This is a genomic window from Bacillus sp. T3, from assembly GCF_033449965.1.
Lineage (GTDB): Bacteria > Bacillota > Bacilli > Bacillales > Cytobacillaceae > Bacillus_BU.
Map to the genome: position 1 here is coordinate 2,515,903 of NZ_CP137761.1, position 20,714 is coordinate 2,536,616.

At 36.4% G+C, this 20,714-nt stretch carries 21 protein-coding genes and 3 pseudogenes; 8 read left to right on the top strand and 16 right to left on the bottom strand.

Going from position 1 to position 20,714, the window contains the following annotated elements:
- Positions 1 to 145: 145 nt before the first annotated feature.
- From RGF10_RS12950 to RGF10_RS12960, 3 genes are all read right to left on the bottom strand, one after another.
- Positions 146 to 874 carry a GGDEF domain-containing protein gene (locus RGF10_RS12950; RefSeq protein WP_318502657.1) on the bottom strand — a complete coding sequence of 243 codons (729 nt, stop codon included), beginning with the start codon at positions 872 to 874 and terminating at the stop codon, positions 146 to 148.
- Positions 875 to 1,157: 283 nt separating this feature from the next.
- The gene (locus RGF10_RS12955) at positions 1,158 to 1,298 is read right to left on the bottom strand and encodes a hypothetical protein (protein ID WP_318502658.1); all 141 of its coding nucleotides are present in this window, start codon (positions 1,296 to 1,298) and stop codon (positions 1,158 to 1,160) included.
- A 164-nt stretch (positions 1,299 to 1,462) separates the two neighbouring features.
- A complete protein-coding gene (locus RGF10_RS12960) occupies positions 1,463 to 2,182 on the bottom strand; it encodes a YebC/PmpR family DNA-binding transcriptional regulator (protein WP_318509451.1) in 720 nt (239 codons plus the stop codon).
- Positions 2,183 to 2,418: 236 nt separating this feature from the next.
- On the opposite strand from RGF10_RS12960, the gene RGF10_RS12965 reads away from it, so the two are divergent.
- Positions 2,419 to 2,901, top strand: a complete 483-nt coding sequence (locus tag RGF10_RS12965) for a hypothetical protein (protein ID WP_318502659.1) — start codon at positions 2,419 to 2,421, stop codon at positions 2,899 to 2,901.
- Positions 2,902 to 2,978: 77 nt separating this feature from the next.
- Here the strand turns inward: RGF10_RS12965 and RGF10_RS12970 are convergent, their stop codons facing one another.
- The gene (locus RGF10_RS12970) at positions 2,979 to 3,290 is read right to left on the bottom strand and encodes a pyrimidine/purine nucleoside phosphorylase (RefSeq protein ID WP_318509453.1); all 312 of its coding nucleotides are present in this window, start codon (positions 3,288 to 3,290) and stop codon (positions 2,979 to 2,981) included.
- Between the two features lie 155 nt (positions 3,291 to 3,445).
- Between RGF10_RS12970 and RGF10_RS12975 the strand changes: the two are divergent.
- A pseudogene (locus tag RGF10_RS12975) lies at positions 3,446 to 4,620 on the top strand (MFS transporter).
- Between the two features lie 366 nt (positions 4,621 to 4,986).
- Here the strand turns inward: RGF10_RS12975 and RGF10_RS12980 are convergent.
- From RGF10_RS12980 to RGF10_RS13005, 6 genes and pseudogenes are all read right to left on the bottom strand, one after another.
- Positions 4,987 to 5,880, bottom strand: a complete 894-nt coding sequence (locus RGF10_RS12980) for a hypothetical protein (protein WP_318502661.1) — start codon at positions 5,878 to 5,880, stop codon at positions 4,987 to 4,989.
- 140 nt (positions 5,881 to 6,020) lie between these two features.
- Complete coding sequence (locus RGF10_RS12985; protein ID WP_318502663.1) at positions 6,021 to 7,001, bottom strand: ABC transporter permease; 981 nt, start codon at positions 6,999 to 7,001, stop codon at positions 6,021 to 6,023.
- On the bottom strand, positions 6,994 to 7,905 hold the full coding sequence (locus RGF10_RS12990; RefSeq protein WP_318502665.1) for an ABC transporter ATP-binding protein: 912 nt from the start codon (positions 7,903 to 7,905) through the stop codon (positions 6,994 to 6,996). The genes RGF10_RS12985 and RGF10_RS12990 overlap by 8 nt, the downstream gene beginning before the upstream one ends.
- A 12-nt stretch (positions 7,906 to 7,917) precedes the next feature.
- Complete coding sequence (locus RGF10_RS12995; RefSeq protein WP_318502667.1) at positions 7,918 to 8,694, bottom strand: SGNH/GDSL hydrolase family protein; 777 nt, start codon at positions 8,692 to 8,694, stop codon at positions 7,918 to 7,920.
- A 197-nt stretch (positions 8,695 to 8,891) separates the two neighbouring features.
- A pseudogene (ilvD, locus tag RGF10_RS13000) lies at positions 8,892 to 10,572 on the bottom strand (dihydroxy-acid dehydratase).
- Positions 10,573 to 10,754: 182 nt separating this feature from the next.
- A complete protein-coding gene (locus tag RGF10_RS13005) occupies positions 10,755 to 10,982 on the bottom strand; it encodes an IDEAL domain-containing protein (RefSeq protein ID WP_318502668.1) in 228 nt (75 codons plus the stop codon).
- Between the two features lie 211 nt (positions 10,983 to 11,193).
- Between RGF10_RS13005 and RGF10_RS13010 the strand changes: the two genes are divergently transcribed.
- On the top strand, positions 11,194 to 11,289 hold the full coding sequence (locus RGF10_RS13010) for a YjcZ family sporulation protein (RefSeq protein WP_412176623.1): 96 nt from the start codon (positions 11,194 to 11,196) through the stop codon (positions 11,287 to 11,289).
- Positions 11,290 to 11,343: 54 nt separating this feature from the next.
- Here the strand turns inward: RGF10_RS13010 and RGF10_RS13015 are convergent, their stop codons facing one another.
- Positions 11,344 to 11,958: an NUDIX hydrolase gene (locus RGF10_RS13015; protein ID WP_318502669.1), complete on the bottom strand. Its 615-nt coding sequence runs from the start codon at positions 11,956 to 11,958 to the stop codon at positions 11,344 to 11,346.
- A gap of 130 nt (positions 11,959 to 12,088) precedes the next feature.
- The gene (locus tag RGF10_RS13020; protein WP_318502671.1) at positions 12,089 to 12,253 is read right to left on the bottom strand and encodes a hypothetical protein; all 165 of its coding nucleotides are present in this window, start codon (positions 12,251 to 12,253) and stop codon (positions 12,089 to 12,091) included.
- Positions 12,254 to 12,403: 150 nt separating this feature from the next.
- On the opposite strand from RGF10_RS13020, the gene RGF10_RS13025 reads away from it, so the two are divergent.
- Complete coding sequence (locus RGF10_RS13025) at positions 12,404 to 12,670, top strand: YqhV family protein (protein ID WP_318502673.1); 267 nt, start codon at positions 12,404 to 12,406, stop codon at positions 12,668 to 12,670.
- Positions 12,671 to 12,695: 25 nt separating this feature from the next.
- Here the strand turns inward: RGF10_RS13025 and RGF10_RS13030 are convergent, their stop codons facing one another.
- Complete coding sequence (locus tag RGF10_RS13030) at positions 12,696 to 13,733, bottom strand: glycosyltransferase family 2 protein (protein WP_318502675.1); 1,038 nt, start codon at positions 13,731 to 13,733, stop codon at positions 12,696 to 12,698.
- A gap of 20 nt (positions 13,734 to 13,753) precedes the next feature.
- The gene (locus RGF10_RS13035; protein WP_318502677.1) at positions 13,754 to 15,430 is read right to left on the bottom strand and encodes a DUF6044 family protein; all 1,677 of its coding nucleotides are present in this window, start codon (positions 15,428 to 15,430) and stop codon (positions 13,754 to 13,756) included.
- A gap of 196 nt (positions 15,431 to 15,626) precedes the next feature.
- Between RGF10_RS13035 and RGF10_RS13040 the strand changes: the two genes are divergently transcribed.
- Entirely contained in the window at positions 15,627 to 16,256 is a 630-nt protein-coding gene (locus RGF10_RS13040) for a LysE family transporter (protein ID WP_318502679.1), read from the top strand.
- Here the strand turns inward: RGF10_RS13040 and RGF10_RS13045 are convergent.
- Together RGF10_RS13045 and RGF10_RS13050 are read right to left on the bottom strand one after the other, a co-directional pair.
- Positions 16,242 to 17,624 carry an amino acid permease gene (locus RGF10_RS13045; protein WP_318502681.1) on the bottom strand — a complete coding sequence of 461 codons (1,383 nt, stop codon included), beginning with the start codon at positions 17,622 to 17,624 and terminating at the stop codon, positions 16,242 to 16,244. The genes RGF10_RS13040 and RGF10_RS13045 overlap by 15 nt on opposite strands.
- 239 nt (positions 17,625 to 17,863) lie before the next feature.
- Positions 17,864 to 18,277: a hypothetical protein gene (locus RGF10_RS13050; protein ID WP_318502683.1), complete on the bottom strand. Its 414-nt coding sequence runs from the start codon at positions 18,275 to 18,277 to the stop codon at positions 17,864 to 17,866.
- A 226-nt stretch (positions 18,278 to 18,503) separates the two neighbouring features.
- Here RGF10_RS13050 and RGF10_RS13055 point away from each other — a divergent pair, with 226 nt between their 5' ends.
- The 3 genes and pseudogenes from RGF10_RS13055 (at position 18,504) to ilvA (ending at position 20,705) form a co-directional block, all read left to right on the top strand.
- The gene (locus RGF10_RS13055; protein ID WP_318502684.1) at positions 18,504 to 18,857 is read left to right on the top strand and encodes a YqzG/YhdC family protein; all 354 of its coding nucleotides are present in this window, start codon (positions 18,504 to 18,506) and stop codon (positions 18,855 to 18,857) included.
- A gap of 402 nt (positions 18,858 to 19,259) precedes the next feature.
- Positions 19,260 to 19,394, top strand: coding sequence for a BA3454 family stress response protein (locus RGF10_RS13060; protein ID WP_318502685.1), 135 nt, complete (start codon positions 19,260 to 19,262; stop codon positions 19,392 to 19,394).
- Between the two features lie 106 nt (positions 19,395 to 19,500).
- Positions 19,501 to 20,705 (top strand): annotated as a pseudogene (gene ilvA, locus RGF10_RS13065) (threonine ammonia-lyase).
- The last annotated feature ends 9 nt before the right edge of the window (positions 20,706 to 20,714 follow it).

Below are 20,714 nucleotides of genomic sequence, written 5' to 3' on the forward strand. Positions count from 1 at the left end.
GTATTATATCACCATTGATTATCATATCATGGCTATTCATTATTTACAATTCAAAATATAGTGTTTCCATTTCAAACGACAAATTAGCGTCGTTTTTTTATTTGTAAATTTTTAAAGGACCTTCCTCAAAAGTGTAGAAGGTCCTTTATTTTATACTGGGCTGATAGTAAGCAACCGTGTTCTTTCCTTTATTTTTTGCTTCATACATCGCCTTATCTGCACGTTGTATCAGTAATTCCTCATCCAATCCATCATCTGGTGATATGCTTGCTCCAATACTTGCTGTGATTTGCACAGATCGACCATTTAGGATAAAAGGCTTTGAAAATTTGTTTTTAACACAGGCGACAATCTCAATTGCCGAGCTCTTATTACAATCAGTTAGCACGATTATAAACTCGTCTCCTCCCAGCCTGGCAACCATATCTTTCTCACTTATACACGATTTCAGAGTGCTTCCAACCTCTACCAGTAGCAAATCACCAATATAATGGCCAAATTCATCATTTACTACTTTAAATCCATCTAAATCGATGAATAACACAACAAACGACTTATTATCCAGTTTTATTTGTTGGATTGATTTTTTTAAAAATTTATATAGTAGGGAGCGGTTGGGAAGCAATGTTAATTCATCATAGTAAGCCATCTGCGTCAGTTGCTTTTGTTTTTTCATTAACTCTTTATGATAGAAATCGGCCTTGTCATACTGCATTCCTAGCCAATAAATAATCATCGTAACAGCGATTAAAACAGATAAATCAATTTCTAACCTTAGGATGCTATGAAGTGAAATAAAGTTGTATATACAATAGGGTATGCCGACTAACAAACTGATAAACGTTGTTATTATTCTTCCTTTATAGCCCATCATTCCACCGCCGAATTATCAATTTTTACGATGAAGATCCACTTTCGTGAAATATTTTGATAATCATTATTTTAACATAGATTATTTAGACATAGCGAAATTTCATGAAGCTTGTCCTAATCATTTATAATGTTTATTTTTTTATCATAGTTTATATATAATCGCTATGCTTTTTTCGTTTATCCACCCTTCATAAAGCATAAAAAACCCTGCTCCGTTTAATTGTAAACGTGCAGGGTTTTATGGTTTGAGTTCGACATGGGATTCCGTCTTAATCACTTCCTAATCAATAATTTGATTGCTTACTATATTCATGAATTTGTTCATTTGTTAAATTCTTAATGAAATAAGTAAATGAAATATACTCCATCCCATAGTTTTCACAAGCACTTTTGTAATTTTCATAAGCTTCGCGATATATTTCCATCCGTTTATCCTCCTTTTAACTGTTATATAACAACTTATTTAAGTTAATACTAATATATGACAGATTGAATGATTCGTCAATGAATTTTTCAAAAAAAGTTCAAAATTTAGCCACAAAAAAAGACAGACCTGTTAAATTGAATTAAAGGTCTATCTTTGTATGTATTATTCGCCTAAATCAACATTGTGGTACACACGTTGAACATCATCTAAATCTTCAAGCGCATCAATCATTTTTTCAAACTTTGCTAGTCCATCTTCCGGTAACGTTACGTCATTTTGCGCTAGCATTGTCAGCTCAGCAACCGTGAATTCTGAAACTCCAGCGCTCTTCAATGCTTCCTGTACGGCATGAAACTGTTCTGGCTCTGCATAAACGATAACCGCATCATCCTCTTCAATGATGTCACGAACGTCTACATCTGCTTCCATTAGTATTTCTAGAACATCATCTGCTGTTTTTCCTTCAAGTCCTATAACTGCAGTAGCATCGAACATGTAAGCAACAGAACCACTTACACCCATGTTACCTCCATTTTTCCCGAATGCTGCACGAACATCAGACGCAGTACGATTGACATTATTGGTTAATGCGTCGACAATGACCATCGACCCATTTGGTCCAAAACCTTCATAACGAAGCTCAGAGTAGTTTTCTTCAGAACCGCCTTTTGCCTTATCAATGGCACGATCGATAATGTGCTTTGGTACATTGTACGTTTTTGCACGCTCAAGTACGAATCTTAATGCTTGATTTGACTCAGGATTGGGTTCTCCTTGTTTTGCTGCTACATAAATTTCAACGCCAAACTTGGCATAAATACGACTTGTATTTGCATCCTTTGACGCTTTTTTGTCCTTAATATTGTTCCATTTACGACCCATCATGAACACTCGCTTTCAACTTTTGCTTGTATACCAATAAAACTTGGCTAGATTCAACTATTATATTATACCTTAATTACACCATTTGTTAAGTGCTTGGAACATAAAAGGAATCGAGAACATTCATTGCGTTTAATTTTTATTCCGTATTATGTTGGATGAATTGTAGATAATGGAATGAATTAAATTCAGAGCCAATATGATTAATAATAACGATTTACTTTGCGGAGGTGTAAATGATGAGCTTTTATCTCCCATTTATTATCGGTATTCTTTTGTTAATCGGCATCTCCATTTATTCTCTGTTCTGGTTTACGAAGAAAAAAACAAATTCAGTTAGAAAAAAAATCTTAAGTGGTGATAGGACATATTTATCCCATTGGACCTATGATGATTCTATTAATTTCGCCTCCTTCCAAGGAAGGGCTAGTGCTTTATCGTGGTATAAAAAGAAACTTGAACACGTAAAAGAAGTCTATATTTGCCCGGATGGAGTGCTAATCGGAGATGTTATATTTTACAGTTGGAATCGTTTTGCTTATTTTAAGGATTTAAAGATTACAAACGGGAATCCAGCATGCATTTTTATCAAAATAGAATTTTCAGCTGGAGAGACAGAAACGGTTGCTGAATTTCAAATTCCTATACCTCCTGGAAAAGAACAAGAGGCAGAAGAAGTTCTAGACACATTGTATGGAATTGTTCGGTTTTGTTATTAAGGGTCGTTTTTCATCACAAAAGAAAACAGAGTCTCCATTACTTGGGACTCTGCTTCTCACTTTTTGTATTCAAATTACTAATCGTGATAAGAACAACAATAATCAACCACACTTGTAACCTTCAATAAGAATGACTCATTTGCAGGGACAAAGAACACGCCCGTACCATTGATCTCCTGCCATTCCTCACCCATTAATTTAAATTCCAATTGACCAGAAAGGATTTCCATTTCCTCTTTCTGTGAGGTTGAAAACTCATATTCTCCAGGAAGCATAATTCCCAATGTCTTTTTTGTACCATCTGAGAAAAATACTGTTCTGCTCGTTACTTTTCCATCAAAATAAATATTGGCCTTTTTTGCTAAACTAACATTTGTAAAATCCATCAATATCACCCTTTCAAATCCCAATTTATCATAAAATAATAAAAATTTAAACAAGTCCTTTAGTGAGAAAATTGAATGAGCGAGCATGGCCATTCCAAAATTATGATAAATATGATAAATTTAGATATTATTGATTTGATTGTTAGGATGTGATGGCTATTAAAAATAAAAATGCTTTAATGATCCTCTTCTTTATTATGTTTCTCGTTTATGTCGGATTTGGAATCATGATTCCAGTCCTTCCGTTCTACGCTGAGGAGATTGGAGCTTCTCCGACCGAACTCGGATTGCTCATGGCAATCTATTCGTTAATGCAACTTATCTTTGCACCAATGTGGGGTAAAGTGTCTGACCGAATTGGTCGGAAGCCGGTTCTGTTAATCGGGATAGCCGGACTTGCCCTTTCATTCTTTATGATGGCGGTCTCAACCAACCTATGGATGCTTTTTCTAGCCAGAACGATCGGAGGTGTTCTTTCTGCGGCGAACATGCCAACGACGATGGCGTATGCCGCTGACATTACAACACCAGAGGATCGTGGTAAAGGGATGGGAATGATTGGGGCTGGAATTGGATTAGGATTTGTATTCGGACCAGCAATCGGAGGTATCTTTTCTAAGTATAGTCTCACCCTACCATTTTATCTGTCTGGGATTTCTGCACTGTTAACACTTGTGATGGTCGTTCTATTTTTAAAAGAGTCATCAACAATTGAAAGCCGAATCCATAATAGCACAAACAAAGGATCGATCTGGGATGCTTTTAACGGCAACCTTTCGATTTTGTTCATTTTACAATTATTCATTTCTCTCTCTTTCAGGTCTGGAAGCAACATTTGCTTATTTTGCGGCTGAAAAAGCTGGAATGGATTCGACCGAAATGGGATATGTGTTTATGATTATGGGGCTAGCTGGTGCATTTGTACAAGGCGGCTTAATGGGGAAATTAACAAAGAAATTTGGAGATGGACCAGTTATCCAAGGCGGAATTATTATTTCTATCATTGGATTTGCGTTAATTCTGCTTACCAATAATTTTGTAACGGCAGCTGTTTATTTAACCATTTTTGGAATAGGAAATGGCGTGATTCGCCCAAGTATTTCTTCTGTTTTAACAAAAAGCTCTTCAATCGGATATGGAAGCACAACTGGACTCCTTTCTTCCTTTGATTCAATCGGCCGAATTGTTGGTCCCGTACTTGGTGGATGGTTATATTCTCTATCAATCGGACTTCCTTACATTTCCAGGAGTGGTTCTATCCGTTATTGCGCTAGTCCTTTATCAAGTATACAAAGTAAAAGAAAAGGCATTACGTACAAATCCTTCTTTATAAATTGGCTCTATTTAAGAACGATGTAAAGTTTTGAGCGCTCTGTTGATTGGAGTGGAAGGTGCGAGACTCCTGCGGGAGAAGGTGTCACGGGAGACCCCTCAGGCGTAAAACGCCGAGGAGAAAGAAAAGCGGAAGCGGCTTGCCCAGGGGCGACAGGCATAAGACGAGCCGGCATGAAGGTCGTTCTTTGACCTTCTTGACGGATTGGCTGTAGACCTGCGAGCCCCTAGCCGCTGCAGTTAGACAGGCTCCCGGACTCCCCGCGGAAAGGGAGCACCTGGAACGGAAATCAACAGACAATTTTAACACAAAAAAATTAAAAAAGTCGACTCAAATGGCAGTCGACTTATTTAATTTATGTACATTTTACTCATCGATTGGATCGGTGCGAAATGTGTGAAATTTATTTGAACTGCCAAATGCTTTGTCTAGAAAGTGTACAGAAATATACAACCAAAAAATGGCTACAGTAGAAACAACTAAGAACCAACCGTCCCTAATAACAAACCAACCTAAACGATAACAAGTAAAGTATATTAAATAGAGAAAAAAGATCACGATTGCCTGTATAACCCAGTGTAATTTTTTTAAAATGATGATAATCATTATAATTGAAAAAACAGTATAGTTCATTATAACAATGCTTGAACGACTCCAAATTGGGTTAGATAACCATTCTGTATTAAAGCTTTGTATTCTAAATAAAATAAAAATCCCCCATAGCAGTAACACAGTATACAAGGGAAATAATGCAAGCAATATATATAAATAATAGGCAATCGACTTCATCCCCTGTTTCAATTTAGCATACATCATATTTGCAATCCAAAAGAAAATTGAAATTAATACGAGGGTCATCCACGTACGATACCAGTGATGCTGATAAATATTTAATGCCAAAAATAATTCTTCAACTAATCCATAAATCCCGGCAAAAATAAAAACCCAATAATACCTTAGATTAAAGATGACATATAACAGAGCAGATGCGGAGACAGATACTTGAGAAAAGACATTCCCTGCAAGGTTATCATCAAATGCAAGAGGAGGATTCTTGGTAATCTTCGGAAAATACTCATACGAATCTAAATAGATAAGTACGACTGTTTCAAAGATAAAAGTTAACCCTAAAATCGACAAGAAATAGGCAAATGTAAACAGTTTCCTATCAGCATGATAAATCACGACAAATATTTCAACGATCGATACTAGTCCTAAAAGTAGGTACCAAATGGTATTTGTCCAAAAAGTGGCTTCCATAATTACCCCGTGTACTGAAAATTTATGATAAGTATGCAGATATAGTTATCGTTTACAAATTGAAACCACAATATTCGACTAAAAAACCACCTTATCGAATAACAGACAAGGTGGTAATGATTTTTATAAATTTAACTATCTTAATAAACGTCTTTTCTCATAAACATGAAAAAGGATACAAATGCCCCAAGTGCTCCCCAGACGAGGAGTACCAATAAAGTAAATCCAAGATTCATGCCTTCAATTGGAGGAGTTCCCCCTGTTAGATAAATGGTAGGAGTCAAATTCACCATAAACAAATATTTGGCTGATTCCCAAGAGGAAACCATATTCGTTAAAATCATTCCTGCGATTAAACAAGCAAGCATGACACCCATTCCAGCTGCTGTACTTTTAATCAGGGTTGAAAGCATAAAGGATAATGTACCGACTACTAGTGAGACAAACCATGCTAAGCCAAATACCATTAACAAAAACTTCCACTGTGGAACAAGATGTACTGCCTCTGTGCTCAGTTCACCATTTTTTACAGAAAAACCAGTTAAGAGCGGCGCCGACCATCCGCTATAACCAAACACAATTCCTGAAATGACATAGGACAAAACAGCAAAGGACATTATCAAAAATGATACAGAAAGAATAAGCGTAATGTATTTACTTAATAGGATGCGCCACCTCTTCACCGGCCTTGTTAGCAAAAGCTTAATTGTTCCTCCACTATGCTCGGAGGATACGATGTCTGATGCTATAATCATCACGAGCAATGGAAGCAACAGCTGAATTGCATGCTGGAGAAATTCGCGAACAAACGTTGGGGCTCCAGGTTCTGTTGGATTGACATCATGATCTAAATAATATTGCTGTTGCTTAACAGAAATTTGTAGCTGTTGCTTCCACTCTTCGGAGATTCCCGTACTGGTTAGACGATTTTGCTTATTAATAATATCCTGCTGCAAAGTTGTCCGCCAATCTCTTGTCCCAAGCGTTTCTTGAATGCGCTCCTGCTCACGAAATTGTGCGTAAGTAAACATAGAAATCAGAACAACCATAATCAGGATCACGACAACCAATTTCTTTTTTCGTACAATTTTCAATAATTCATTTTGGATGAGATTAATCAATCGAATCTCCTCCTGTCATTTCTAAAAATAAGTCTTCAAGTGAAGGAAGCTTCCGATTCATTTCTAACACCGCTACGTTTGCATTCACCAATGTCCGGTTCCACTCACCAACTTCACCCTCGACGTATGGTGTGAAGATTAATTCCCCTTCCACTTTCAAAATCTCTGTCATCTCTTTTAATAACTTTATTCCTTTATCACTCGGTTTCAATCTCCAAATTAGTCTTTCCTGCTGGTTAAGCAAATGTTCAACCGTGTCTGTTTTGATGACACGACCCTTGGAGATAATCGCTACCCGATCACACATAAGCTGAATCTCGCTTAACAAATGACTTGAAACTAAAACACTTAGACCTTCTTCTTCTGCTAAATAGCGAATGAATTGACGCATATCGCGAATTCCTGATGGATCGAGGCCGTTCGTTGGTTCATCAAGAATTAACACTTTTGGTCTTCCTAAAAGTGCTTGAGCAATACCTAGCCGTTGTCTCATTCCTAATGAATAAGTTTTAACCCGATCATGGATTCTTTCTTGTAATCCTACCATCTTCGTCACCTCAAGAATACGTTCATCCCCCACATTGTTTAGCATTACGGCAAAATGCTTTAAATTCTCCCATCCTGTTAAATAAGGATACATTTCTGGATTTTCAACAATACAGCCGAGATTTTGCATCGCTTCTGTAAATTCCTTTTCCACATTATGACCACATATATGGATAGACCCAGCGCTGGGGCGAATTAAACCGACCAGCATTCGAATCGTAGTTGTTTTCCCTGCACCATTAGGACCTAAAAACCCAAAAACCTCACCTTGTTTTAAAGAAAAATCAATCCCTTTTATGATCTCTTTTTTGCCGATAACCTTCCGTAGCCCTTTAACAGACATCGTTATTTCGCTCATATACTCCCTCTTTTACATTGTGATTAATGAAGCAACCCGTTCAGCAATCAATTGATAGCCTTCAGTGTTCGGGTGAAAATGATCAGAAAATAAGTAATCATTCACATTTAATTGAAATAAATCAAATGTCGGTACAAATACGGTATTAGGATACATTGCGCTTATTTCCGCACTTTTATAGTTCCATTCACGAACAACCTTAGAGGTATCCTCTGCTTTTTCTAAATCTATAAATGGATTGTACAATCCAATGAAGAAAATATCTGCAGTCGGGTTTACATTTCTGATATCAGTAAGAATGGTATGTAGATTTATATCAAATGCTGCTTCAATTGGTTGCAAGCTCTCTGGACTCATATCGCCCAAACCTTGACCACCTCGAAATAAGTCATTTCCGCCAATTGTAATTAAGAGAATATCTGCATTTTCAACTTGCCTTTGCACTTCCTTCTGTTTAACCTGCTGTGCTAATTGTTCTGTAGTAAGTCCCTTTATCCCAAGATTTGAAAGAGCAAGCTTTTGGTCAGTCTTTTTTTCTAGGTTTTGGACTAAATAACCAACATACCCTTTCCCTTCTGTATCCCCTGTTCCTCTCGTTAAAGAATCGCCTAGGGCCACAATTTGCACCGCTTCCTCCTCTTTTTTCGTTTCCTTTTTCACAACCTTCTCTGTGTTTAATGTGGTTGGGTTATCAAAATAGTCAATTAAAGTAACCCCGAGTCCAACAACACAAATAAGCAACGCTATACATGAGGTTATCGCTACAAATAATACCGATTTATTTCTCAAATCTATTTCCCACCTTTAACCTATCATTTCGACTTAGTTGGTTTAAGCTAATACTGACATTATATCCTTATCCTTTGTAAGAATAGAAAAAAATAAGGAAATTTTTTCTACAATCGACTATCGCAACAAAAAAAATGCTGAGGATTAGCTGGCTTAGTAACCAGTTATCCTCAGCATTAAATATTTTTTATAAAATTTTATATTTTCATTACTCCGCCAGTATTAGCTGAAGTAACAAGCTTCGAATAGCGAGCCAGGTAGCCCTTCTTCACCTTTGGTTCAAAGCCCTTCCAGTTTTCTTTACGTTTTGCCATCTCTTCATTAGAAATTTCAAGCTGGATTTTACGGTTATTCAAATCTAGCTCAATGATGTCTCCATCTTCAACAAAAGCAATTGGTCCACCTTCTGCTGCTTCCAGGTGAAATATGGCCAATCGAGATTCCTCTCGATGCCCCGGAGAAACGACCATCTGTAATCAAACCAACCTTGGCACCAAGTCCACGCCCAACGATTTGGGAAGTAGGTGCAAGCATTTCTGGCATTCCAGGTCCACCCTTTGGCCCTTCATAACGAATGACAACCACATGACCTTCCTTTACTTTTCCTGTAATGATTCCTGACAACGCTTCTTCCTGAGAATCAAAGCAGATTGCCGGACCACGATGATAGCCTCCAACAGCTGGATCAACTGCCCCAACTTTAATGATTGATCCATCTGGAGCTAAATTCCCGAATAACACGGCTAATCCCCCACGTTCTGAGTGAGGATTATCTAATGGACGAATGACATTCTTATCTAAAATTTCAGCACCGGAAACATTTTCGCGTAGTGTTTTACCAGATACAGTTAAACAATCACCGTTAATTGCGTCCGGTTTTTTTAATAACTCATTAATGATTGCACTTACGCCACCGGCATTATGAACATCTTCAATATGATAATCAGATGCAGGAGCAATCTTGGCAAGATGCGGTACACGAGCAGCAATTTCATTAATACGTTCTAATGAATAGTCAATTTCGGCCTCATGTGTTAGAGCTAACGTATGAAGAACCGTATTGGTTGAACCGCCCATTGCCATATCCAATGCAAATGCATTATCAATAGCATCGATTGTAACAATATCACGAGGCTTAATATCTTTTTGAATTAATTCCATTAATTGTTTTGCAGACTGTTTAACAAAGTCTTTTCTCTCTTCTGCTACGGCTAAAATCGTTCCGTTTCCAGGTAAAGCTAATCCAAGTCCTTCAGCCAAGCAGTTCATAGAGTTTGCTGTAAACATTCCAGAACAAGAACCACAGGTTGGACATGCCACTTGTTCAATTTCTTGTAATCGAGCTTCATCAATTTTTCCAGCTTGGAACGCTCCAACACCTTCAAAAACGGAGGTTAAATCGAGTGGGTTCCCTTGAGAATCTACCCCAGCCTTCATCGGCCCACCACTTACAAAGATGGTTGGAATATTGATCCGTAACGCTGCCATCATCATCCCAGGTGTGATTTTGTCACAGTTTGGAATACAAACCATCCCGTCAAACCAGTGTGCATTTACAACGGTTTCAACGGAATCTGCAATGATTTCACGACTTGGAAGCGAATAACGCATTCCGATATGCCCCATCGCAATTCCATCATCCACACCGATCGTGTTCATTTCAAAGGGTACTCCGCCAGCTTCTCTGATCGCATCTTTTACGATTTTACCAAACTCTTGAAGGTGGACATGTCCTGGAACAATGTCAATATATGAGTTAACAACGGCGATAAACGGTTTGTTGAAATCTTCTTCCTTTACCCCTGCAGCACGAAGCAAACTGCGGTGAGGCGCACGATCGAACCCACTTTTTATCATGTTACTACGTAATTCAGCCAAATTCATTACCTCCACAAATATTACTCTATTCAGTAAATTTTAATTTTTTACTATTGTACCATTATTTCTACTATATTTATAGATTTTACGACAATTCTTTATCTTTTTCGTTCGATTTCATTTTTTATAAACAAAAATATAAAACCTAGCATACACTAGGTTTTAAACTTTATTTTATTCTATTATGATATACCCTCTAGTTCTTTTACTAATCGAAGAAATTCAGGTTTGTTTCTCTGTGCTAAGGAGATGTCGATCTCTTTCATAATTTGTTCTTTTCTAAAATCACATAGGGACTTTTCGAGTAGCATTTCCGCAATTAGTGCATCCGTCATGTTGTCTTTTATTTCCAAGTGTCGTGGAGCCTTCGGCATGTTCTGTCTCATAGAATTCGGCAACTTATGTTCCATAGAGATCAACTCCTTGTCCTTTTTTATATTATAATATAATTATTAGAAATTTCAATACTTTTTATTTAAAATTATATAAAAAATTTAAAAATTCTGAAATTTTACCATTAATCTCCTATTTTCAAAATAGGCCTCCCATTTCTGATGAACTGTAGCAACAGTTTTGTTGGATTTCATATAATACTGTAGATTGTCCAAAGGGGGTGAAATTATGAGCTATAATTCAGGTGGCTACGGAGCAGGATTTGCGCTAATTGTTGTTCTGTTTATCCTATTAATCATTGTTGGCACTCGTTTTGGATACTAAGGATCCAAAACCTATGACAACAGACTAACGAATAATCGTTAGTCTGTTTTTGCTTTAATCTATTAATTCAAGAAAATGATGTAAAATTCTTGCAGTTAATCCCCAGATAACCTTGTCCTCATATTTGTAAAAATACTCATCGATATGGGTTTTATGCCAATTATAATTTTCTCCACCAATAATAAGTTCATACGGAAAATCTTGTTCAGGTTGGGCAATTAAATGGACTTTATAAATTTCTGGTTGAACATTTCGAAAGAATTCAAGTGGGACTGTAAATACCTCTGCGACTTCAGATTCATTTGGTACGATAAGTTCAGGCTGATCAATCACACCAACAAAGGGGTAAATGATCCTTCCTAAAGCATTGACCATGTAATCTAGAGGAACGACGTGACGAATGCTATTTACAGAAATCCCTAATTCCTCAGAGGTCTCACGAAGGGCCGTATACTGCTCGTTATGATCATCCGGATCAATTCTTCCACCTGGATAACAAATTTCTCCTGGCTGTCGTCTCATATTAAAGGCTCGTACTTCAAAAAGAATATGAATGCCATCTTCCTTCTCTATTAAAGGCAATAGTACGGCAAACTTTGAAAACTTAGCGCTATCTAAAATGGATAATTGGCGATTTTCTAATTTTGTGATAATTTGATAAATGTCCAAAGAACCTCCCCCTTCATCAAATCGTTCTTTTATCTCTATTATACTTCTATCTATGTTCTCTATATGACAAATGATAACGCTTGTACAATATTTAAACAATGTTTTTACACCGTGATTGCATAGGGCCTGACTATTTGTTTTTATTTTCCCCTAATTTGTCTTTATTTGGTAATGTCGGGCTTGCAGCACCAACAAATCCTGTCTTGTTTCCGCGATTGGCGGACATTGGATCTTCTACAATGCTGGATGCGATATTTGATTTTGGTAATTGTGAAAATTCTTTTCCTCTTGGCATAACTTTACCTCCAATGTAAAAAATTTATTGACCATCGAATAAAAAGACTTGTTAAAGCATTCGATGAAACAAGACCCAAGAACATGTCCTAACTCCATACACATATGCATATATTGTTGAGAAACTTTGAATTAGTGAGGAGGAACAGGAATGTTTGAAAAAGCTATCCTTAGTATGTCATTGCTACGAATACTATCTGGGAGCATTGAAATAATGGTTGCCTTGCTTTTTCTCAAATACAATAACATCGAAAAAGCTTTAGTTTTAAATAGTAGTCTTGCTCTTGTTGGGCCAATTATCCTGATACTAACAACTACGATTGGGTTAGTTGGAATCGCCGAGAAAATTTCCTTTATTAAAATCCTTTGGATATTTACTGGTGTTGCTTTTATTTTGTATGGGGTGAAGAGTAGCTAACTGTATTGTTACTCTTCATTTTCTTTTATTCGTTACGAGATAATAATGCCCTTTCTAAATTATAAGACTCATCGATCATTGTTTTATTTGATGATAGATACGGCGTAGATGGTAATTGAAAAGTATTTAAATCAACGATATATTTCGGTCGTCTTTTTGCTTCCGTGTATAACTTTCCGATATATTCACCAATTAACCCGATGGCTATAAGCTGCAACCCTCCGATCAGCCAGATTGAGGTAATGAGTGAAGTCCATCCTGTTACAGTCGTTCCAAAGAATTTTAAAGAAAAGAAATAAAGGCCAAATAACAGACTGACAAAAAAGGAAATAAAACCTGAAAAAAGGACCAGTCGTATTGGAGTAACCGAAAATGACGTTATGCCATCGAGTGCAAAAGCTAACATTTTTTTAATTGGATACTTAGATTCACCTGCAAGTCGCTTCTTCCGTGCATAGTAAACAGAGGTTGAACGAAATCCAATTAATGGTATAATGCCACGCAAAAATAAATTAACCTCTTTAAACCTCTCTAGTTCCTCTAATGCCCTTTTACTCATTAGTCGATAATCTGCATGATTATAGACCAATTTAACCCCCATTTTTTCCATTAACCTATAATATCCCTGTGCTGTAGTCCGTTTAAAATACGAGTCAGTTTCTCTGTTATCGCGAACTCCAAATACAATTTCATAACCCTCGTTATATTTCATGACAAATTCTCGGATAACTTCGATATCATCCTGCAGGTCTGCATCAATAGAAATTACACAATCGGACATATCCTTTGCTGTTAATAATCCAGCCAGCAATGCATTTTGATGTCCCACATTTCGAGATAATTTGATGCCTCTAACCCTTTCATTCTTTAATCCTTCCTTATAAATGATCATCCAAGTATGATCCTTGCTTCCATCATCAACAAACAAAAGTCGGCTTTTCTTCGATATCATGCCCTCTTTCATTAACTGTTCTAATAAACCATTTAATTGTGAAATTGTGGATTCTAGCACTTCTTCCTCATTGTAGCAAGGAATTACAATTGTAAGGGTTGGTTCCATCATAATCGTATCCTCCCAGATGCTTAAAACACTTTATATAAGTAAATTTTCCATGCAGAGTTCTTTGATTCAAAAACCTTTTCCAGAGTTAAACCATTCTCTTTAGCATTTAATATTGGAATACCTGAAAACAGGTACTGTCCACCCATCTCCTTAAAAGGTTCTAAGTTAAGACTGACTCTCGATAATTTCTTTTTTGAGTGTTTTTTTAACATATATGATTTTCCAAGTTCATCTGTAAAAAAATAACAACGCCCACCCCATTTATCAAAGTACTTTCGAATCCTTTTATCTTTCTTCAATTCCTTTTCAATTATTGTTCGGAATTGGTGTTTATACTTTAAGGGATAAAAATTGTTATACGTATCGAGCGTATAAAATCCATTGTATTGAGCAATTGCAGGATGGAGTCCGATACTGGCAACCCGATATTGCTCAACCGGCATATTAATATAATTTTTAATCGCTTGGAATTGATTTTCGGCATAAAATTCCTTTACGGTGGGTTTTTTATGATAAATGATTTCGTCATTATAAAGGAATAACAACAAAATTTGAGCTGCTATTAAAAGATTTACAAAGTGTTTCATTCCTTTTCGATATTCCCATAGAACGCTTAATCCGAGTGCAAAGCTTACATAAATGACAAGCGGCCTTAGGAAATGGAAGCGAGCAAAGTTAAAGGTGTTCATAAAATGAAAACGTTTTGTTATTGGCTCCCAACCCTTATAAAACCAAAAGGCATACCACAACGATAAGCCAAAATTAAGAATAAAGAAGTAGATGAATAATCTATTTCTCCTCCATTGTTTATGAATTATTACCAAGATAAGCGATGCAACAAGAACAGGTAAAATAATCAATGTATGACCCGTCATGACATGTGTGTGTCCGTAAAGAAAATTTTTAAAGGTAAGTCTCATGACCCTCCATAAAGGCAAGTTTGTATGGAAATATTCATCGCGACTATTCGGTTCAACCGAAAATAAGAAAGAATACACCAATCGATATTCAACAACTAAGAAGATGAATGTCATATAAGCAAGTGCTGAAATAAAGCGAAGGTTCCAATTTTTTGATTTTAAAACATCCCATAGCCAAAGCATTGCCATAGCTGTTAAGAAAAAGAAAAAACCTAGGACGATGCTTGCATAAAAAGGCAATAAGGTGAGAACTAAACTATTTCCCCAGGTTTTCTTCCCTTTTCGGATATTGAGGAAAGCCCAAAGCGCAAGTGGCATACCTAATGTACTGAGCATTCCAGATGGCCAAAAGGGAGTTAATGAAAATGCTAGGGCAACTCCTACTGTGATCGGCTTGTCTTTTTCATCCACTAAAAAATGGTCTTTAAGTAAAAGCCACATTCCAATAAATGCGAAAATTCGAGTGATGGATTGACTTAAGGCATATGCGGTCATCGTTGGAAATAAAGCATACAACCATACAATCCCACTAAATTCAGACCCAAAGGCATTTCTTGGTAAACCGTTTATGATTTGTGGAATGGTTGCATTAAAGCCTCCAAAAAGCTCTCCACTCTTTGCTAATACCTTATACCATGCAATATTTGAATCTAAATTATCATGCACTCTAATATGAGCATTTTCTCCTAAAATAAACAGGGGCGACAAATAGATGAAGATAATTAGGAAGGCAAACAAGATTAAGATAATTTCATTATTTTCCCATTTTTCTTTCACTCGTTACACCTCACCGTACTCGTTCAATCGAAAATCCTTCAAGATTGTTTTTAAGTTTTGCTAAATCAAATATTTTATTCCTTATTAACGACAATTTGGAAGGTAATTTCCAAAGCTGTTTTAAAAATATTTGTGGTACAAGCAACGGGAACTGAATAAACTGTACGAGCATTTGTTTTAGGCAGGAGGAATGTTAATGTCTACTTTTATTAGTTATTTGTTTTTAGGACTATCATTAGCCGCACCTATTGGTCCAGTAAATGCAGCGCAAATTGAGAAAGGGATTAAAAGTGGATTTTTCCATGCGTGGTTTGTTGGTTTAGGAGCCATGGTTGCCGATGCGTTTTATATGTCACTTGTTTATTTAGGCTTTGTTCATTTTTTGGAAAAGCCAATCATCCAAGCATTTCTTTGGTCATTTGGATGTTTTGTCCTCATTTATACGGGTGTAGAAAGCTTAATTGGTGCTGGGGCTATTAAGACTTCCCATACCCGTAACTCCGAACCATTAACAAAATCTTTTATGTCTGGATTTTTTATGTCAATATCAAACCCATTAACCATCCTCTTTTGGTTAGGGATTTATGGATCGGTATTAGCTAAAACCGTGTCGAATTATAGTTTGGACCAACTGATTCTTTATAGTGCTGCGATTTTCTCAGGACTCCTTATTTGGGATCTATCGATGGCCTTACTTTCCAGTACATTTCGTCAATATTTATCGAGTTCATTACTAACCTTAATTGCCTACATATCAGGACTTTCCCTTATTGGTTTTGGTTGCTATTTTGGCATAGAGGCCTTCCGAGCATTATTTCTCCTCTAATAATTCGAATTTTTCAAATAGTGAACTTGGATTTGGTTTTTTGCCTTTTTTCGATAAAAAGTGAATAATAACGGAAACAACCCCAACAAGTACAATGAAACATATACTGACAAAAAATCCGGGACGAACAGATTCATGAAATAACGTCCCGCTAACAGCTAGTAATATTAGTAAAATGGCAATAATCCTTTTGACATGTCCGAACCATGTAATTTTTATTAATCTTTTCACAGAAACCAAAACAAATAACCAATTATATAAGAGCATTAATCCTGCAGCTGTTGTAATATACTCGTATATTTTGTTTGGCATCACAAGAGCCATTACAATGGATACGATTAGGCCGCACACAGTTAATGCAAGCGCGTACATTGGAGTTTTAAGCTTTCCTTTCTTTGCAAAACGCTTTGGAGCATCTCCGTCTTCGGCTAGAGTTACTAACATGCTCGTGACTGCAAACAGGGATGCTGACATAGTTGAAAATCCAGCAATAATTAACGCTCCATTAAAAAGGTGTGGAAAAAAAGCCAGATTGTAACTTTTCATTGCAATAACAAAGGGACTTTCTTCCGAATTAAAGCTTTGCCATGACACCATACTTACAGCAAATCCAATCGAGATAATATAGATCGTGGTTAAAACCAAAATCATAATTTTTCCTGATTTTCCCGCATCTTCTTTGTTTTTGAGCCTGACGGACATGATGCCCATTATTTCTATACCTCCAAAGGCATAGAATGCAAAGATTAGTCCTGACCATAATCCTTTAAGACCTGAAGGAAAAAAATCATGAGCCTGACTCGGAACATTGAATACTTCCTTTCCATTGTCAAGAAAACCTAGTAACCCAGCACCAGCAAGAATAATAAACATAAGGATCGCAGCAATTTTCACAACAGCAAAAAGATTCTCCATTCTTTCAAAGCCTTTAACACCCGTTAAAACAACAATAATTCCCAATACAGCAAAAATAGTTGCAAAAACCCATAAAGGTATGTTTGGGAACCAAAACTTTGAAAAGATCGATAATGCTGTTAGCTGGCTACCCATTATCAACATTTCAGAAAACCAGTAAACCCAACCACTACTAAATCCCGCCCACCTGCCAAACGCTTTTTTTGCATAGGACCGAAATGAACCCTTTTGGGGGTCATTTGCATACATTTTTGATAGTGCGTCAAACACAATATACGTTGCAATGGCAGCTAAAATAAAGGCAAGGAGCATGGAAGGTCCTGTAATTCGAATCCCAAGTCCAGAGCCCAAAAAATATCCTGTTCCAATAATGCAACCGACACCAATTAATGATAGCTGCCACCACTCTAACAAATTTTCTCCCTGCTGGCTTCTACTCTTTTTATCGGTCAATTGAAGCCTCCTTTAGCCAATTCGACGTACGTCTCAGTAGAATTTACAGACAGTGTTATTTTGTGTTGGAATTCGATGGCTATTCTAAATTAAGGGTTGAAACATTTTACTCATAAAAAAAGACATTTTCCGACATGAAAATAGGAAAAATGTCTTATCTTGCGCTTTCCCGAGAAATAATTTTCAAAAAGTCAATACTTTCCAGGTGGTTTTTTCTTTAAACTTTGAACTTTTTATGATTAATTCTTATTGACTGCATCTTCAAACGGTGCATAGAATACACCTTTTGGAGCTAAATATTCCCCTTCTTGAAATCGGGTCTCCCCATTCACGATATAGTCACCAGGATGGAAATAGTCAAAAAGCCCACTTATACTATGTAATAGGATAAAATTCTCATTTAATTCATCCATTAATTCACGGTATCCTTCATAATCGATGATCTCAAAATCCTCATCCAGTTCGAAATTTTCCTTAATTGATTCAATAAATTCATCATGGTTACTCGTAGCTATATAAAGATCGACATCTAAACAATCTAAACATAAGAGTACCTCTTCACCCTTTATCCGCTCATAAGAACGATTTACTATTTCTTGTAATATAGAAAGGATTTTTTCGGAATTAACAAGCTCTTTCGTCGTTTTAAGCATAATGTTACCTCCTTTGTATGTGTTTCGTGTCCTTAGTGATTAACCTTATTATTCCACAGACTATTTTCCATTTTGTATAAAAACCTGTCAATAAAAAATTACATATATGAAGAACAAATATTCGCTTCTCCCAACAAATCCCCATCGTTAAATATTCATGAAACAATCAAAAATATACATACTATTACAAAAGAGTGCAATTGAAAAGGAGTAGGTGAACCATTAAATGAAGCTAAAATGTATATGTAGTCTGTTTCTTTTTTGCTGCTTGAATACAATCTTCCTGGCTAATTCTCCCGTTAATGTGTATGGAAGAATGATTGAAACAGAACAAAAACCTGAACCTGCCTATGCAAAATGGGGCAGACTGGCCATGAAGAAAGCAAAAGAACATTATCCTAAAGCAGATATAATAGACTATCTCCATGTTGGAAGAATTGAAAGTGCTAAAACCACAACCGAAACCTTTAAACTTTGGTTAAAGGAAGGCAGTAAGGAATTCGGAGTTATCATTAAAATTGAATTTGATACAACAACAGAACAAGTAAAACGGATTTCGTATCAAAAAACATCACGCTAACTTTTAAGATCAGGACGAACACTGGATAAAATTCAGTGTTTTTTCATTTCAAAAGAAGATTCCTTAAAATGTTTTTCCGACAAAATGAAATGAATTAATATTTCATCCGACAAAACGCGCATTGTAATCGTTAACATAGCAGGAATTTGTCGAGCGTATGTTCTTGATTATCTATTGCTCCAGTCATATACTAATAACAATATATCTTGATACACCGCCTTTTTCCTAAGTTTTATGTATTTTTAAAGGCAGTCTTCTTTTGTGTATGCCACTCGATTAATTCCTTTTTAAGGCTATATCGCCAAAGTTGTTTTTCCTCATTTACAGCGGAAATGAACCGCAATTCGAAAAAGATTACTTTTCGTAGAAAAATTTCAATTTATTAAGAAAGGGAGTATGAAAATGATTAAAGTAACTGTAACAATTAACTACCAGGGTAAGAACTACGTAACAAATGTTTTAACTGATAAAGAAACAGGTGAGGAAACGATTAAGCAAATGGCATTTGAACAAGTAAGAAAACAGTGGTCAAGATAATACACAACAAAGCAACATCAATTTAAACACCTCTTCCTCTTTTCTAAACCAACTTAAGCATAAACAGGTTTAGAACGTAAAGAATACTTAAGGAGGAGGTGTTTTTTTGGTTTCATTAACTGATATATTCGTTGCTCGCGAGAATATGCGTGGATTGATCCATGTAACTCCACTTGATTATTCTAAAACGTTTAGCACGCTTGCAGGCAATGAAGTGTACTTAAAGCTTGAAAATCTTCAAAAAACTGGTTCTTTTAAGGTGAGAGGTTCTTTTAATAAAATGCTTGCACTAAAAAACGAGAATGTACATAAAGGGGTCATCGCAGCATCTGCAGGAAACCATGCCCAAGGAGTGGCTTTTTCTTCTAGTCTACTCGATCTTCCTTGTACGATTGTCATGCCGAAAGGAGCTCCTATAAGTAAAATATTAGCAACCCGAAAATATGGTGCAGAGGTTGAATTGCATGGAACTGTTTTTGATGACGCGCTTGCTTATGCCTTAAAACTAAAAGAACAAAATGGTTCAGCCTTTGTCCATCCCTTCGATGATCATTATGTTGTTGCTGGACAAGGTACAGTCGGATTAGAAATACTTGAACAACTTCCTGATGTAGAAGCGATTGTTTGTCCAATTGGTGGAGGTGGATTAATCTCCAGGACTTGCAATGGCCATTAAAGAACAAAAACCATCTGTTAAAATATACGGAATTGAAGCTGAAGCATGCCCGAGCATGAAGCAATCACTTTTAGTAGACCACACCGTGACGGTTGATTCTCAACCAACGATGGCAGACGGCATTGCTGTTAAAAAACCTGGTGAGCTCCCCTTCCAAATTGTACAAAAATATGTTGATGAAGTTTTTTGTGTAGATGAAATGGAAATTGCAAGAACCATGTTAATGCTATTAGAACGCAGCAAACTACTTGTTGAAGGATCTGGAGCCTGTTCGCTTGCATCATTACTCTACCAAAAAATTCCTATTGCTGGAAAGAAGACCGTGGCTGTCATCAGTGGAGGAAATGTCGATGTAAGTTTTATTTCGAGAATCATTGAACGTGGAATGGTAGAGGCTGGAAGATTTGTTCACTTTAGTTTATTTTTAAAGGACAAGACCGGGCAAACTCGAGAAACTCCTCCAAAATATCACCAATTTAGAAGCGAATGTCTTGAATCTTTCACTAGACCATATTGGTGAAAAAATATTTCCAGGATATGCTTTGCTTCATCTATCATTGGAAACTAAAGATCATAGTCATGTAGAATATATTTTTAAAGAATTAGCAAAAAAAGGATATGAAATCCAGCAGTGATCAATTGAC